Source organism: Streptomyces ferrugineus (assembly GCF_015160855.1).
Taxonomy (GTDB): Bacteria; Actinomycetota; Actinomycetes; order Streptomycetales; family Streptomycetaceae; genus Streptomyces; species Streptomyces ferrugineus.
Genome location: NZ_CP063373.1, coordinates 9,508,691 through 9,522,605, shown reverse-complemented (window position 1 = coordinate 9,522,605; position 13,915 = coordinate 9,508,691). Strand labels below are relative to the sequence as shown.

The following is a 13,915-nucleotide window of genomic DNA, read 5'->3' as shown; positions in this document are numbered from 1 at the left end:
CATGTACGCGCGCGCCGTCGGGCCGGACCCGATGCAGTGATCAGATTAAGCCATGACAACGGAGCGCCGGCGTCTGTCCAGATGTGTTCCGTGACACGCGTCGATCACTTGGCGTCCGCGTAGCACTCCACCACCGCCGTGGTGAACGGAAACCGCACCGGCGTCTCCCCGAACGTCAGCCGCCCCGCCAGCTCCGCCGCCTCCCGGATCGCCTTCACCACCGTCTCGGCCTCCTCCTCGGGACAGTGCACGATCACCTCGTCGTGCTGGAAGAAGACCAGCTCCGCCGCCATGTCCGCGCATGCCTGCCGCAGCGCGGCGAGCAGCAGCAGGGCCCAGTCGGCGGCACTGCCCTGCACGACGAAGTTGCGGGCGAATCGGCCTCGCGCGCGGGAGTTGGTGGAGGCGTAGCCCGGCACCCACTCCTGCGGTCCGGCGCCCTCGGCGGTGTCGTCGGGCCCCTCCGCGACCGGGATCCCGGCCTCCTCGGCGATGTCGTCCGCCGCGCCGGCGGCCGGCGGACAGGTCCGTCCCAGCCAGGTCCGCACGAGCCGTCTCTCCTCGCCCGCCCGTGCCGCCTCGTCGACGTACGCCACCGCCCTGGGGAAGCGGCGTCTGAGCGCGGCGAGGTTCTTGAGCCCGTCGCCGGAGGTCTGCCCGTAGACGGCACCCAGCACGGCGAGCTTGGCCTGATCGCGGTCGCCGGAGAAGGCCCGGTCGGAGACGGACTGGTAGAGGTCGGTCTCCCGGCCGGCCACCTCCATCAGCCCGGGATCACGGGAGATCGCGGCGAGCACCCGCGGCTCCATCTGGTCGGCGTCGGCCACCACGAGCCGCCAGCCGGGGTCGGCGACCACCGCCCGCCGGATGACCTTCGGGATCTGCAGCCCGCCCCCGCCGTTGGTCACCCACCGCCCGGTGACCGTCCCGCCCGCGAGGAACTCCGGCCGGAACCGCCCCTCGCGCACCCAGTCCTGGAGCCAGGACCAGCCGTGGGCCACCCAGATCCGGTACAGCTTCTTGTACTCGACCAGCGGTTTCACGGCCGGATGGTCGATGGTCTCGATCTCCCAGCGACGGGTGGATCTGATCTTGACCCCGGCCTGCGCGAAGGCCTTGATCACATCGGCCGGCAGATCGGGCCGCACCCGGCGCCCGAACGCCGCCGACACCTCGTCCGCCAGCTCGGCCAGCCGCCGCGGCTCCCCGCCGCCCGCGTACCGCTCGCCCAGCAGCTCGTGCAGCACCCGGCGGTGCACCTCGGCGCTCCACGGCAGCCCGGCCCGGTTCATCTCGGCGGCCACGAGCATCCCCGCCGACTCGGCCGCCGTCAGCAGCCGCATCCGCTCCGGGTGCGCCGTCCGGTCGTGCCGCCGCTGCTGCTCGGCGTACACCTCGACGAGGTCGGCGAGCGGCACATGGACCGCCTGCGGCTCGAAGAGCGAGGACTGCGAGCCGGGTTCGGCCGCGCGCTGGGGCGGGTCGGGCGGCACGGGGCCGCCGCGCAGCCGGGCGAGTGCCGCCGCGGCCGATCTCGGCTCGCCGTAGCGGCCCTCGTGGCCGAGCAGGAGCGTCTCGGCGTCCTCGATGTCGTAGCACCGCTCGACTCGCACCCCCGTGGCGAGCAGCCGCGGATAGACCTCGGCGGTGGACCGCCACACCCACCGCGCGACCTCCGGCCGCCCGCGCACGGCCGTGGCCGGATCCGGCTCCCGTCGCACCGGTCCGGCGAGCAGCCCGTCGGGACCGAGGGGGGCGACCTCCACGCCACCGTCCTCGGCCGGAGCGAGCGCCCACCGGTCGGTCATGCTGCGAGTGTGGCACCCGGGTCTGACAACGGCCTCGGTTCCAGGGGGTGGTTTGAAGCTCCCGCACAGCACCCGCGCCCGCCGCGGCAGCGGCTTGTGTCGCGGTCGACACGCACCCTCGCCGCACCGGCTGTGACACAAGCCGCTGCCCCGGCCGGCGCGGGCACCGCACGGGACTTTCGAACCGCCCCTAGCCTTCGCCCTGCTCGCGGGCCTGCTTGGCGGTTTCCTCGCCGCTCTTGAGGAACTGGGAGAGGATCTCGACCACGTAGTCCTCCACCGCCTGCTTGGTGAGGCCGAGTCCGTACAGGACGCCGGTGCCGTTCTCGAACTCCAGCAGGGCCAGCAGGATGTGCTCGGTGCCGATGTAGTTGTGGCCGAGGCGCAGGGCCTCGCGGAAGGTGAGCTCCAGGACCTTCTTGGCGTCGGAGCCGTAGGGGATGAGCTCGGGAACCTCGTCGGCGGCGGCCGGCAGCGCGGCGGTGGCGGCCTGGCGCACCGAGTCCAGGACGACGCCCTGTGCCGTGATCGCCTTGGCGGCGATGCCGTCCGGCTCTGCCAGCAGCCCGAGGACCAGGTGCTCGGGGCGGCCCTCGGGGTTGCGGGCGGCGACGGCCTCGTTGTGGGCGGCCATCACCACGTTGCGGGCACGCGGCGTGTAGCGGCCGAAGCCCTGCTGGGGGTCGAGGTCGGTGCCTTCCTTCGGCACGAACCGCTTCTGCGCGGCCTGTCGGGTGACCCCCATGCTCTTGCCGATGTCGGTCCAGGAGGCGCCCGACCGGCGGGCCTGGTCCACGAAGTGACCGATCAGGTGGTCGGCCACCTCGCCGAGGTGATCGGCGGCGATCACCGCGTCCTGGAGCTGGTCGAGGGGCTCGTCGTGGACCTTCTTGATGGCCGCGATGAGTTCGTCGAGGCGTACGGATGACGTGATGTTCGGGTTCGTCGACATGCGTCAACCGTAGGTTGACAGAAGAAGGGTGTCAACCCGTGGTTGACATGCGGCTTCCCCGGCCCGCAGCGGCCTTACGATCCACTGGTGAGCACGCCCAGTACCGTCGACCGCGCCTTCGAGTCCGCCCTCTACGACACCGAGCACACCACGCTCGACACCGGCGCCTCCCTCCTCGCCGCCGACCCCGAAGCGGACGCCGAACTCGCCCGGCGCGGCGAGGAGTTCGTGGCGGTGGCCTGGCGGCGCGGCTGGCAGCCGGCGGACGTCGTACGCCTCGTGCGCCGCGACCTGGACGACGTGCACATACGACTGCTCGCGGCGCTGATCCGCGCGCAGGCACCGCACGACACCCCGCGCGGCCCCCGCTGGCGGGCACAGCTCGACGATCTGCCCACCGGAGCCCCGCCCCGCACGGACCGCTTCTCGCACGCGACGGCCGTCCTGGAGCTGTACCGCCTCCTGCTGCGCCTGCCCGCCCTGGAGCCCCTGGAGGAGCCGACGGGCGGGCCCGCCAGGCCCGAGTCCCGCATGCTCACCCGGATCCGGGCGCTGCTGGCGAAGGCGGAGGCGACCGGGTTCGCCGAGGAGGCGGAGGCGCTCAGCGCCAAGGCCCAGGAGCTGATGGCCCGGCACAGCATCGACGAGGCCCTGCTCGCGTCCCGTGCGCCGGTGGCCGAGGACGCCCCCGGCGCCTGCCGGATCGGTGTGGAGCCGCCGTACGAGCAGGCGAAGGCGGTGCTGCTGGACGCGGTGGCGACCGCCAACCACTGCCGCGCGGTGTGGAACGAGCCGTGCGGCTTCTCCACGGTCGTCGGCTTCGAGGCGGACCTGGAGGTGGTCGAGCTCCTCCACACCTCGCTCCTGGTGCAGGCCCAGACCGCGATGACGACGGCGGAGGCGGCGCAGCGCGCGGGCGGCCGCAAGCGCACCAAGACCTTCCGGCAGTCGTTCCTGGCGGCCTACGCCCACCGCATCGGCAGCCGCCTGGCCGCTGCGGCGCGGACACCGGTGACCGAGGACCTGCTCCCGGTCCTCGCCTCCCGCGAGGTCGCGGTCACCGCCCGCCTGGACCGCATGTTCCCGCAGACCACCACGACCCGCCTGCGCGGCGTCAGCGACGAGGCGGGCTGGGCGGAGGGCTCGGAGGCGGCCGACCGGGCGCGGATGTCGCCCCGCCGGCCGCTGCGCTGAGCGGCGTCAGTCGCCGGACCGCTGGAACCCGCTCAGCGAGGCGTCCGGGGTCTGCCCGTCGCTCTTCAGCGAAACATCGCCGTACGACCACTTGAAGCTGTGCGTCCTGGTGGACCCGGGCAGCAGCACCTTCGCCCTCCGCACGGCGAGGCTCTTGGCGTCGCCCTCCTCGCCCCGGACGTAGGTGAGCGTGAAGGACGTCGAGGCGCCCTTCGTGAGGGTCGTCTTCTGCCGCGCGGCGGCCCCGGCGGCCTCGTCGGCCGCGACGGTGGTCACGATGTTCCCCGCCTCGAACTCGACGCCGGGCAGCCCGGCCAGGGCGCAGTCGGCGTCGCCGCGGTTGGTGACGGTGACGGGCACGTTGCCGGTGTCGCCGGCGGCGGGGGCGGCGTTGGCCGGCCCGAACTCCACGGCCAGCCCGGCGACGCAGCCGGAAGCGGCCTTGTCGTCCTGGCCGCCGTCCCCGTCCCCGCCGTCGTCGCAGGCGGTCAGGAGGAGGGCCGCGGCGAGGGCGGCGACGGTGCGGGATGTGGCGCGCATGGGTCCTCTGAGGGGTGGCGTCGGTGACCGGTCGTGGTCAGTCGTGATCGATCGGGGACGAGCGTATCGACCGAGCGGCCGGTCACCGATCGGACATCACGATCCCAGACCGGCCGTGGGCAGTCCCGTCGGCAGCTTGCCGCCCTCGGCCTTGGTGTACGTCTCCGCGCCGAGGCCGCCCTCCCAGGTCACCTTCAGCTGCCGGCCGTCGACGGAGTCGACCGTTCCGGCCGCCCGGTCCTTGCTGCCGTCGGTGCACTTGAGCCGGATCGTCCGCTTCCCGTCCTGCTCGCCGGCGGTCCCGCTGCACACGGTCCCGCCGGTCGCGAAGAGCCCGGCCTCCTTGCCGGTGACGACCAGCGCGACGGCCTTGCCGTCGGTCGTGGCGAGCCAGCTTCCCTCCAGGCCGCCGGCCGCCGACCCGCCGCCCGTACCGCTACCGCCGCCGGTCTCGGCGCCGGTGGTCGCGGAGGCGCTGGGGCTGTCCGAGGCGGAGTTGTCGTCGGAGTCGCCGCCGCCGCTGCAGGCGGTCAGCGCGAACGCCCCCGCCAGGGACGCGGCCACGGCCGCGACCCGCATCCGCCGGCCGTGCATCGTGCGCGTACGCGAGAAAGTCGCCGAGGTCACTGGAAGCTCCCAAGCTGTAGCGGTCGGCATACGGCCGAATCGGCCCACTTGGCCGAAACGACCGCAGCAAGTTACCAGGGAGTCCTGTCCGGGGACCCGGGGCCCGCCGGACCTACCAGGACGCCTTGCGCACCCCCGGCAGATACCCGGCGTGCGCCTGCTCGCGCAGGCTGACCCGGGACAGCCCGAAGGCCCGGAAGTAGCCGCGCGGCCGCCCGTCCACCTGGTCGCGGTTGCGTACGCGCGTGGCGCTCGCGTCCCTCGGCTGCCTGGCCAACTCCTGCTGGGCGGCGAGCCGTTCGGCGTCGGTGGACGACGGCCGGCGGATGATCTCCTTCAGCTCGGCCCGCCGCGCGGCGTACCGGGCGACGACCTCCTGCCGCTGCTGGTTCTTCGCGATCTTGCTCTTCTTGGCCATCAGACCTTCACTCCCCGCGCGCGGATCCGGGCGACGGCCGCCTCGACACCGATGACGTCGACCGTCTTGATCCCCTTGGCGCTCAGCCGCAGCCGAACGTGCCGGCCCTCGCTGGGCAGCCAGTAGCGCTTGGTCTGGATGTTGGGGTCGAAGCGGCGGGAAGTGCGCCGGTGCGAATGGGAAATGGTGTTGCCGAACCCGGGCCGAGCCCCGGTCAGCATGCAGTGAGCGGACACGGTGACGTACCTCTCTCAGACGCGGCTGTTAATGGAATTCATTTTCAGTAAGATAGCAGCATGGCACGCAACGAACTCCGCCCGGTCATCAAGCTCCGGTCCACCGCCGGCACCGGCTACACCTATGTGACCCGCAAGAACCGCCGCAACGACCCCGACCGCATGACCCTGCGCAAGTACGACCCGGTCGCCGGCCGCCACGTCGACTTCCGAGAGGAGCGCTGAGGACCACCATGCGCAACGGCATCCACCCCGCCTACGGCCCCGTCGTCTTCCGCGACCGGGCCGCGAACCACGCGTTCCTCACCCGCTCCACGCTCGCCGGCGTGCCGACCGAGAAGACGATCGAGTGGGAGGACGGCAACACCTACCCGGTCGTCGACGTCGAGATCTCGAACGTCAGCCACCCCTTCTACACCGGCACGGCCCGCGTCCTGGACACCGCGGGCCGCGTGGAGCGCTTCGAGCGCCGGTACGGAAAGAAGGGCTGATGCTCTCCGTCGTGATCGTCGGCGGCCTGCACGCCGACGCCCGCAAGGCGGCCGTGGAGCGGCTGCTCACCGACGTCCCCGGCAGCGTCGTACTCCACCACGACCTGGCCACGGCGGCGGCCGGCACGGTCGTCCGGACGATCCGCGACGCCACCGGCCTCGTCAGCGCCGGCGAGGCCCCGCTGGTCAACGACTGCGCCTGCTGCGCCCTGCGCGAGGACCTGGTGCCCGAACTGCTGAGGATCCAGGACGCGGACGCCACCCGCATGGCGATCGTCGAACTCTGGGACTCGGTGGAGCCGAAGGCGATGGCCGAGGTGGTCACGGCCGGCGGGCTCGTGGTGACCGGCGTGATCACCGCCGTCGACCCGGCGCTGGTCCTGCCGTACCTGGGCAACGGCGACGACCTGGCCGAGCGCGGGCTCGCGGCGGCGACGACGGACCAGCGCACGGTCGCCGACACGTTCGCACGCCAGCTGGAGTACGCCCCCGTCCTCGCCGTGGCCCCCTCGCCGGAGGCCGACGACGAGGATCGCGAGCTGCTCGCCCAGCTCCATCCGACGGCCCGCCAGGTCCCGATCGGCCACGGCGACCTGGCGGGCGCACCGGGCACGGCCGCGGACGACCGCCCGCTGTCCCCGCTGTCCCCGTTGGCCCGGGCGGCACTGGCGGGCTTCGACGTGGAGTCGGCGGCGGCGGCCCAGCACCCGGCGTGCGCCCTGCTTCCCGCCGAGGCCGACGCGCACGGCGTCGCCACGCTGGTCTGGCACCGCCGCCGTCCCTTCCACCCCGAGCGGCTGTACGAGGCCCTGGAGGACATCACCTGCGCGGCGGCCCGCAGCCGGGGCCGCTTCTGGCTCGCCGACAAGCCCGACGTACTGCTGCACTGGGACGCCGCGGGAGGCGCCCTCTGCGTCGAGAGCGCGGGTCCCTGGCTGGCCTCGCTCCCCGACGCGGCCTGGGACATGGTCCCGCCGGTACGCCGGGCGGCCGCCGCGCTGGACTGGCACCCCGAGCACGGCGACTGCTGCCAGCACCTGGTCTTCACGTCCCCCGGACTGGACCGCGACGGCCTGGAGCGGCTCCTCGAGTCGTGCCTGCTCACCGACGCCGAGTACGCCGCGGGCCGTGACGCCTGGAAACGACTCCCGCCCGCCTTCGACACCCTCCTGGAGGTCTGACACCCCATGCCCCGCAAGCCCGACCGCAGGCCCACGAAGAAGCCGAACCCCCTGGACCAGGCCGGCATCACCTACATCGACTACAAGGACACGGACCTCCTGCGCCGCTTCATCTCCGACCGAGGCAAGATCCGCAGCCGCCGGGTGACCCGAGTCACGGTCCAGCAGCAACGCCAACTGGCAAAGGCGATCAAGAACGCCCGCGAAATGGCATTGCTGCCGTACACGACGCGCTGACACCGGGCGCCCCGGCGCCGGGGCGCCCCGTAAGCCCCCCAACTCCACCAATGGGGCGGTTACTTGGAGTTTGGAACAAGAAGGACGTGGAACGCGTCTCTTCCTAGTGCACGAGGGATGGTGAACGCGCTGGAACGCATCTGAGCCCGCGTACGTCACAGGAGTAACCACAGGAACACCCCGCGTGCACGTGCATCTGCTCATGCAGTTGCACGTGAACAGAGCTATGATCCGGAAGCAGTTGACTGCCGCATCACTGCACCACCTCATGCCTCAATGGCCTCGAGCCACCGCACCACCGGGGAGCGACCTGTGGACCACGACGTGTACAACGGCATGGCAGCCACGGATCTGAACGGGGTGGCCTGGCAGAAGAGCAGGCACAGCAACTCGCAGGGCTCCTGCGTGGAGTTCGCGCGGCTACCCGGTGGAGACGTCGCCGTACGCAACTCCCGCTTCCCGGACGGCCCGGCGCTCGTCTACACCCGCGCCGAGATCGAGGCCATGCTCCTGGGTGTCAAGGACGGCGAGTTCGACCACCTGGTCACGAGCTGACCGGCAGCGACTCCCGCCAGAACCGGCGTACAACTCAGGACAATCGGCGCCTATCGCTCCGTAACGCGCGTAGAACCACGGCACCGTCCAGCCCCGCGGCCCATCAGTCCGCCGATCCCCCCGCGGCCCCCTGCCCCGGTTGCAGCCGGAACAGCGCCCAGACCACCTTCCCGCTGAGCGTTCCCGCCAGCGGATGCCATCCCCAGCCGTCGCTGAAGGAGTCGACAAGGAACAACCCGCGCCCGGACTCGGCCGAGAAGTCGTCGGAATCGCGCGCGACCGGACTGTCATGGCTGGGATCGCGCACCGCGCACACCAGCCGCTCGGTCCACCGCATCAGATGCAACCGCACCGGCGGCGTCTGGTCGGGCAGCCGCGCGGCACCGGCCGGCAGCGCATGCCGCAGCGCGTTCGTCACCAGCTCCGACACCACGAGGCACACGTCGTCGAACCGATAGCCGAGTTCCCACTGGTCCAGGGTCCGTCCGGTGAACTTCCTGGCCTCACGCACCGCTTCGTAACGGGCGGGCAGGGCGCAGGACGCGGCGTTGGAGACGGCTGCGGGATCCAGTGGCGGAAGGCCCTGCCTTAACGGCTCGAGCATGGTCGATCCATTCGTCCCCATGCGAGGCACTCCCGGGAGTTCGCGGTCGTTGCGATGCAGCGGTTGCGCGGGACCATGGTTTCTGATGCGCAGAGCAGATGCAAGGGCAGATGCACGTGCACGTGACCGAATTGGCCACTCCCGTACCGCTTGTTGGCCATTTTTTCCGCCAACTTCAACCGCTCTCCTTGCCTTCCGGAGACCGTTCCCTGCGAGGAATCCTTGTCTTCTTTCCATCTCTGTAATCGGACGAGTACTGCTCGGAGTGATTTAGTGGCAGACTGCGGGCCCTGAAGACGGTTGGGGAGGCTGGCGAACGTGAGCGCGGGAGAGCCCGGATCGGTGGTGCGGCGCATGCTGCTCGGCTCGCAACTGAGGCGACTGCGGGAAGCGCGAGGGATCACGCGCGAGGCGGCGGGATACTCCATCCGCGCTTCGGAGTCGAAGATCAGCCGTATGGAGCTGGGCCGGGTGAGCTTCAAGACACGTGACGTCGAGGACCTGCTGACGCTGTACGGCATCACGGACGAGCAGGAGCGCGCCTCGCTCCTCTCCCTCGCCCGCGAGGCCAACGTCGCCGGCTGGTGGCACAGCTACTCCGACGTCCTGCCGAGCTGGTTCCCCACGTATGTCGGCCTGGAGGGCGCGGCCAGCCTCATCCGGGCGTACGAAGTGCAGTTCGTGCACGGCCTGTTGCAGACCGAGGCGTACGCCCGCGCGGTCGTCAGGCGCGGTATGAAGGGCGCGAGCGCGGCCGACGTCGAAAAGCGCGTGGCGCTGCGCCTGGAGCGGCAGAAGTACCTCGTCGCCGAGAGCGCCCCCGAGTTCCACATCGTGCTGGACGAGGCCGCCCTGCGCCGCCCCTACGGCGACCGCGAGGTGATGCGCGGCCAGCTGCAGCATCTGATCGAGGTCTCCCAGCGGCCCAACGTACGGCTGCAGATCATGCCGTTCGGCTTCGGCGGCCACTCGGGAGAGTCCGGCGCCTTCACCATCCTCAGCTTCCCCGAGTCCGACCTGTCGGACGTCGTCTACCTGGAGCAGCTCACCAGCGCCCTCTACCTCGACAAGCACGAGGACGTCGCCCAGTACGAGAAGGCGCTGAAGGAGCTCCAGCAGGACAGCCCGGGCCCGGACGAGAGCCGGGATCTTCTCCGAGGACTCCTTCAACTCTCCTGAAACACAAGTACGATGACGTGTGATCAGGCCGTGAAGACGATCAAGGCGATCCTGCTTGAGTGATCAGTCGACCGGGTGTCTGCTAGGGATTGAGGGATCACATGTCGTCGTCCTACTTCACCGAGCTGGCTCAGCAGTACATCGACGGTGAGTGGCGTCCGGGTACCGGCTCCTGGGACATCATCGACTTCAACCCGTACGACGGCGAGAAGCTGGCGTCGATCACCATAGCCACGGTCGACGAGGTCGACGACGCCTACAAGGCGGCCGCCCGCGCCCAGAAGCAGTGGGCCACCACCAATCCGTACGCCCGCCGTGCCGTCTTCGAGAAGGCGCTGCGTCTGATCGAGGACCGCGAGCAGGAGATCGCCGAGGTGATCATCGCCGAGCTCGGCGGCACCCGGCTGAAGGCGGCGTTCGAACTCCACCTCGCCAAGGAGTTCCTGCGCGAGGCGGTCCACCTGGCGCTGCGCCCCGAGGGAAAGATCATCCCCTCGCCGGTGGACGGCAAGGAGAACCGTGTCTACCGCGTCCCGGTCGGCGTCGTGGGCGTCATCAGCCCCTTCAACTTCCCCTTCCTCCTCTCGATCAAGTCGGTGGCCCCGGCCCTCGCGCTCGGCAACGCCGTGGTCCTCAAGCCGCACCAGAACACGCCGATCTGCGGCGGCTCCCTGGTCGCGAAGATCTTCGAGGACGCGGGCCTGCCCGCCGGTCTGCTCAATGTCGTCATCACGGACATCGCCGAGATCGGCGACGCCTTCATCGAGCACCCGATCCCGAAGGTCATCTCCTTCACCGGCTCCGACAAGGTCGGCCGCCATGTCGCCACCGTCTGCGCCTCGCACTTCAAGCGCTCGGTCCTCGAACTCGGCGGCAACAGCGCGCTGGTGGTCCTCGACGACGCCGACATCGACTACGCGGTCGACGCGGCGGTCTTCAGCCGCTACGTCCATCAGGGCCAGGTCTGCATGGCCGCGAACCGCGTCCTCGTGGACCGCTCGATCGCGGACGAGTTCACCGAGAAGTTCGTCGCCAAGGTGAAGACCCTGAGGGCCGGCGACCCGCGCGACCCGGAGACCGTCATCGGCCCGGTCATCAACTCCTCGCAGGCGGACGCGCTTTCGGCCACCGTCGAGCAGGCGATCACCGAGGGCGCGACGGCCCTCGTGCACGGCACGACGACGGACAACCTGGTCGAGCCGTCGGTCCTGACCGGCCTCCCGGCCGACTCGCCCCTGCTGCGGCAGGAGGTCTTCGGCCCGGTCGCCTTCCTCATCCCGTTCGACGGCGAGGAGGAGGCCGTACGCCTGGTCAACGACACCCCGTACGGCCTGAGCGGCGCCGTCCACACCGGGAACATCGAGCGGGGCGTCTCCTTCGCCAAGCAGATCGACACCGGCATGTTCCACGTCAACGACGGCACCGTCCACGACGAGCCGATCGTCCCCTTCGGCGGCGAGAAGCACTCCGGCCTGGGCCGTCTGAACGGCGAGACGATGCTGGACTCGTTCACGACGATGAAGTGGATCTCGGTACAGCACGGCCGGAGCGGGTTCCCGTTCTGAGCGGCGTCGCAGGAGGGTCGGGCCTTACGGCCCGGCGCCACGGTTCACCGCGATCCGGCGTACGTCGGTCAGCGCCTCGCTCGTCCGGGCCAGCACGTACCGGAGCAGGCGTCCGGCTGGTCGTCGTTTGTCACGGGGGTCAAGGGCGAACCGCTGTGTGAGCAGTGGCCCAGTCGCAGATCGCGGCCAGCGGTTCCCGCAGCGTCTTGCCGAGTTCGGTGAGGGCGTACTCCACGTGCGCGGGTGGGTCCTCCTTGAGGACGCGGCGCTCGATCAGGCCGTCTTCGGCCATGCCGCGCAGCGTCTCGGTGAGCACTTTCTGGGTGATGCCGGGCAGCCGGCGGCGTAGCTGGGCGTGCCGCTGCGGGCCGGCGAGCAGGGCGTAGATCAGCAGGACACGCCATTTGCTGCCGAGCCGCTCCAGCGCCTGCCGTGTCGCGCATCCGGGGTCGAGCACGTCGGGTATGACCAGGGCCATGACGGTGACGCTCCTTCCGTGGAAGGGCACTTCCAAGTGCCTTCTGTTCCGGGGTGCTGTGCGCCTCTAGCGTCGGGGTCATGACCGATCTTGCCATTCACACCTACACCGCGGACGAGTTGGGCATTTTCGCCAACTCCTATCTGCTGCAAACCCCGGACGGCGTGGTGCTGGTCGACGCCGGGCTGCGGGTCTCCGACGGCCGTGCCATCGCCGAGCGCGCAGCCGCGTTGGACGGCCCGGTCCTCGCCTGTTTCGTCACCCACGCCCATCCCGACCACTTCAACGGGCTGCCGTACGCGGTCGGCGACGACGTACCGGTCTATGCGGGCGCGGCCGTGGCCAAGACCATCGCGGAGATCGCCGAACCCAAGCGGGAGCAGTGGCAGCCGGTGTACGGGAGCGAGTGGCCGGACCGCTACCGGATACCGGAGCACCTCCTGGGCGACGGCGGCGCCGTGGAACTGGGCGGGCTGCGGATCACCCTCCGCGAGCTGGGGGCGGGGGAGAGCCATGCCGACTCCTACCTGATGGTCGAGGCCGGCGCCGAGCGCGCCGCCTTCATCGGCGACCTGGCCTTCGGTGATCTGATGCACCCGTACACCGCGGACGGCCATACCGGTGCGTGGCTGGCGCTGCTGGACCGGCTGGAGCGTGAGCTGGCCGGGGTGCCGCTTCATCCCGGGCACGGCGCACCCGCCGACACCGGGTTGCTGTCCGCCCAGCGCCGATACCTGCTGGCGTTCCGGCAGTCGGTGCTCCGTATCGCCGATGGCCGCCCGTCCCTGACGGAGGAGCAGAAGGCCGAGCTCACCCGGCAGATGGAGGCGTTCCTGCCGCAGGCGGCGCTGTCCTGGATGGTCGGGCTCGGCGCCGACGCGGTCGCCCGGGAACTGGCCGAAGGAGCTGGGGGATGACGGTTTTGGAGCGGATCACCTTCACCGCGGACGGACTGGCGGACGGGCGGGAGCTGGTCGGTGAGCTGCGGTTGCCCGACGGGCCGGGACCGTTTCCCGCTGTGGCCCTCACCGGACCGTTCACCGGGGTGAAGGAGCAGGTCACCGGCGTGTACGCGGAACGGCTCACGGCATCCGGGTTCGTCACCCTCGCCTTCGACCACCGTGGCTTCGGCGAGAGCCCGGGGCGGAGCGGCCATGAGGACAGCCAGGGGAAGCTGGCCGATCTGCGGGCCGCCGTCGGGACGCTGGCCCGTCGTACGGAGGTGGCCGAGGACCGCGTCGGCCTGGTCGGCATCTGCCTGGGCGGCGGCCACGGACCCCCGGGTGCGGGCGGTGGCCGGGATCGCGGGGGCGTACAACAGTCCGGCGTGGTTCGCCCGGGGCATGGGTGTCGACGCCTACCGCACCGCCCTGGCCTCGTTCCTGGAGCGGTACGACGAGACGCTGCCCGCCGTCGCGCCCGGCGGCGGGGAGGCGGCCATGTCCGGTGCGGAGCCGTACGCGTACTACGGCACCGGGCGCGGCGCCGCCCCGCACTGGGCCAATCGCGTCACCCGTGGCTCGCTGCACTCGCTGATGACCTTCGACGCCCTGGGCGCCGCCGAACTGCTGGGCGCCACACCGCTGTTGATCGTGCACGGCAAGGCGGACGACTACTGCCCGCCGGAACTCGCCGACGCGATGTACGAGCGGGCCGCCGGACCGAAGGAGATCCGCCGGCTCGACTGCGAACAGCACATCGACCTGTACGACGTCGACCCCCATGTGGGCCAGGCGACCCGGGCGACCGCGGACTTCCTCCACCGCCACCTGGGCTGAGGGCCGGCCGCTCGGAGCACACACCTTGCCCTTTGCGGACCGAACCTGACCGCAAGGGCCCGTAGCTTCATC

General features: G+C 71.0%; 18 protein-coding genes. 10 read left to right on the top strand and 8 right to left on the bottom strand.

The features are described 5' to 3' along the window. Positions 1-104: 104 nt before the first annotated feature. Positions 105-1,808: a bifunctional 3'-5' exonuclease/DNA polymerase gene (locus IM697_RS42350; RefSeq protein ID WP_194042625.1), complete on the bottom strand. Its 1,704-nt coding sequence runs from the start codon at positions 1,806-1,808 to the stop codon at positions 105-107. 190 nt (positions 1,809-1,998) lie between these two features. Further along, positions 1,999-2,760 carry a Clp protease N-terminal domain-containing protein gene (locus tag IM697_RS42345; protein WP_194042616.1) on the bottom strand — a complete coding sequence of 254 codons (762 nt, stop codon included), beginning with the start codon at positions 2,758-2,760 and terminating at the stop codon, positions 1,999-2,001. 87 nt (positions 2,761-2,847) lie between these two features. On the opposite strand from IM697_RS42345, the gene IM697_RS42340 reads away from it, so the two are divergent. Next, positions 2,848-3,954, top strand: a complete 1,107-nt coding sequence (locus IM697_RS42340; protein ID WP_194042614.1) for a DUF2786 domain-containing protein — start codon at positions 2,848-2,850, stop codon at positions 3,952-3,954. Positions 3,955-3,960: 6 nt separating this feature from the next. On the opposite strand, the gene IM697_RS42335 is transcribed toward IM697_RS42340, so the two are convergent. The 4 genes from IM697_RS42335 to rpmB form a co-directional block, all read right to left on the bottom strand. Continuing rightward, the gene (locus tag IM697_RS42335) at positions 3,961-4,494 is read right to left on the bottom strand and encodes a DUF4232 domain-containing protein (RefSeq protein WP_194042611.1); all 534 of its coding nucleotides are present in this window, start codon (positions 4,492-4,494) and stop codon (positions 3,961-3,963) included. 96 nt (positions 4,495-4,590) lie between these two features. After that, entirely contained in the window at positions 4,591-5,073 is a 483-nt protein-coding gene (locus IM697_RS42330) for a hypothetical protein (RefSeq protein WP_194050114.1), read from the bottom strand. Between the two features lie 160 nt (positions 5,074-5,233). Continuing rightward, entirely contained in the window at positions 5,234-5,539 is a 306-nt protein-coding gene (gene rpsN / locus IM697_RS42325; RefSeq protein WP_194042609.1) for a 30S ribosomal protein S14, read from the bottom strand. Then, positions 5,539-5,775, bottom strand: a complete 237-nt coding sequence (gene rpmB, locus IM697_RS42320) for a 50S ribosomal protein L28 (protein ID WP_194042599.1) — start codon at positions 5,773-5,775, stop codon at positions 5,539-5,541. The genes rpsN and rpmB overlap by 1 nt, the downstream gene beginning before the upstream one ends. A 60-nt stretch (positions 5,776-5,835) precedes the next feature. Between rpmB and rpmG the strand changes: the two genes are divergently transcribed. From rpmG to IM697_RS42295, 5 genes are all read left to right on the top strand, one after another. Next, on the top strand, positions 5,836-6,000 hold the full coding sequence (rpmG, locus tag IM697_RS42315) for a 50S ribosomal protein L33 (RefSeq protein WP_030573688.1): 165 nt from the start codon (positions 5,836-5,838) through the stop codon (positions 5,998-6,000). An 8-nt stretch (positions 6,001-6,008) separates the two neighbouring features. Then, the gene (locus tag IM697_RS42310) at positions 6,009-6,266 is read left to right on the top strand and encodes a type B 50S ribosomal protein L31 (protein WP_194042597.1); all 258 of its coding nucleotides are present in this window, start codon (positions 6,009-6,011) and stop codon (positions 6,264-6,266) included. After that, positions 6,266-7,447, top strand: coding sequence for a CobW family GTP-binding protein (locus IM697_RS42305; RefSeq protein ID WP_194042595.1), 1,182 nt, complete (start codon positions 6,266-6,268; stop codon positions 7,445-7,447). The genes IM697_RS42310 and IM697_RS42305 overlap by 1 nt, the downstream gene beginning before the upstream one ends. A 6-nt stretch (positions 7,448-7,453) precedes the next feature. Further along, complete coding sequence (gene rpsR, locus IM697_RS42300) at positions 7,454-7,684, top strand: 30S ribosomal protein S18 (RefSeq protein ID WP_194042593.1); 231 nt, start codon at positions 7,454-7,456, stop codon at positions 7,682-7,684. 336 nt (positions 7,685-8,020) lie between these two features. Next, the gene (locus IM697_RS42295) at positions 8,021-8,239 is read left to right on the top strand and encodes a DUF397 domain-containing protein (protein WP_228045152.1); all 219 of its coding nucleotides are present in this window, start codon (positions 8,021-8,023) and stop codon (positions 8,237-8,239) included. 103 nt (positions 8,240-8,342) lie between these two features. On the opposite strand, the gene IM697_RS42290 is transcribed toward IM697_RS42295, so the two are convergent. Next, positions 8,343-8,864 (bottom strand): ATP-binding protein, encoded by a 522-nt coding sequence (locus tag IM697_RS42290; protein WP_194042589.1) that lies wholly within the window; start codon positions 8,862-8,864, stop codon positions 8,343-8,345. A gap of 333 nt (positions 8,865-9,197) precedes the next feature. Here IM697_RS42290 and IM697_RS42285 point away from each other — a divergent pair, with 333 nt between their 5' ends. Next, the gene (locus IM697_RS42285) at positions 9,198-10,022 is read left to right on the top strand and encodes a helix-turn-helix domain-containing protein (protein WP_194050113.1); all 825 of its coding nucleotides are present in this window, start codon (positions 9,198-9,200) and stop codon (positions 10,020-10,022) included. Positions 10,023-10,123: 101 nt separating this feature from the next. After that, complete coding sequence (locus IM697_RS42280) at positions 10,124-11,587, top strand: aldehyde dehydrogenase family protein (protein ID WP_194042587.1); 1,464 nt, start codon at positions 10,124-10,126, stop codon at positions 11,585-11,587. Between the two features lie 139 nt (positions 11,588-11,726). Here the strand turns inward: IM697_RS42280 and IM697_RS42275 are convergent, their stop codons facing one another. Continuing rightward, positions 11,727-12,065 carry a winged helix-turn-helix transcriptional regulator gene (locus tag IM697_RS42275; protein ID WP_194042585.1) on the bottom strand — a complete coding sequence of 113 codons (339 nt, stop codon included), beginning with the start codon at positions 12,063-12,065 and terminating at the stop codon, positions 11,727-11,729. An 80-nt stretch (positions 12,066-12,145) separates the two neighbouring features. Here IM697_RS42275 and IM697_RS42270 point away from each other — a divergent pair, with 80 nt between their 5' ends. After that, positions 12,146-12,982: an MBL fold metallo-hydrolase gene (locus IM697_RS42270; RefSeq protein ID WP_194042583.1), complete on the top strand. Its 837-nt coding sequence runs from the start codon at positions 12,146-12,148 to the stop codon at positions 12,980-12,982. Beyond that, positions 12,979-13,908: an alpha/beta hydrolase gene (locus IM697_RS42265; RefSeq protein WP_228045150.1), complete on the top strand. Its 930-nt coding sequence runs from the start codon at positions 12,979-12,981 to the stop codon at positions 13,906-13,908. The genes IM697_RS42270 and IM697_RS42265 overlap by 4 nt, the downstream gene beginning before the upstream one ends. Positions 13,909-13,915: the final 7 nt, after the last annotated feature.

Coding starts and splice junctions, on each gene's coding strand:
- IM697_RS42330 (WP_194050114.1), bottom strand. CDS start 5,073: ATGCGGGTCGCGGCCGTGGCCGCGTCCCTGGCGGGGGCGTTCGCGCTG.
- IM697_RS42310 (WP_194042597.1), top strand. CDS start 6,009: ATGCGCAACGGCATCCACCCCGCCTACGGCCCCGTCGTCTTCCGCGAC.
- IM697_RS42295 (WP_228045152.1), top strand. CDS start 8,021: ATGGCAGCCACGGATCTGAACGGGGTGGCCTGGCAGAAGAGCAGGCAC.
- rpmG (WP_030573688.1), top strand. CDS start 5,836: ATGGCACGCAACGAACTCCGCCCGGTCATCAAGCTCCGGTCCACCGCC.
- IM697_RS42270 (WP_194042583.1), top strand. CDS start 12,146: ATGACCGATCTTGCCATTCACACCTACACCGCGGACGAGTTGGGCATT.
- IM697_RS42345 (WP_194042616.1), bottom strand. CDS start 2,760: ATGTCGACGAACCCGAACATCACGTCATCCGTACGCCTCGACGAACTC.
- IM697_RS42350 (WP_194042625.1), bottom strand. CDS start 1,808: ATGACCGACCGGTGGGCGCTCGCTCCGGCCGAGGACGGTGGCGTGGAG.
- IM697_RS42335 (WP_194042611.1), bottom strand. CDS start 4,494: ATGCGCGCCACATCCCGCACCGTCGCCGCCCTCGCCGCGGCCCTCCTC.
- IM697_RS42285 (WP_194050113.1), top strand. CDS start 9,198: ATGCTGCTCGGCTCGCAACTGAGGCGACTGCGGGAAGCGCGAGGGATC.
- IM697_RS42290 (WP_194042589.1), bottom strand. CDS start 8,864: ATGGGGACGAATGGATCGACCATGCTCGAGCCGTTAAGGCAGGGCCTT.
- IM697_RS42280 (WP_194042587.1), top strand. CDS start 10,124: ATGTCGTCGTCCTACTTCACCGAGCTGGCTCAGCAGTACATCGACGGT.
- rpsR (WP_194042593.1), top strand. CDS start 7,454: ATGCCCCGCAAGCCCGACCGCAGGCCCACGAAGAAGCCGAACCCCCTG.
- rpsN (WP_194042609.1), bottom strand. CDS start 5,539: ATGGCCAAGAAGAGCAAGATCGCGAAGAACCAGCAGCGGCAGGAGGTC.
- IM697_RS42305 (WP_194042595.1), top strand. CDS start 6,266: ATGCTCTCCGTCGTGATCGTCGGCGGCCTGCACGCCGACGCCCGCAAG.
- IM697_RS42265 (WP_228045150.1), top strand. CDS start 12,979: ATGACGGTTTTGGAGCGGATCACCTTCACCGCGGACGGACTGGCGGAC.
- IM697_RS42275 (WP_194042585.1), bottom strand. CDS start 12,065: ATGGCCCTGGTCATACCCGACGTGCTCGACCCCGGATGCGCGACACGG.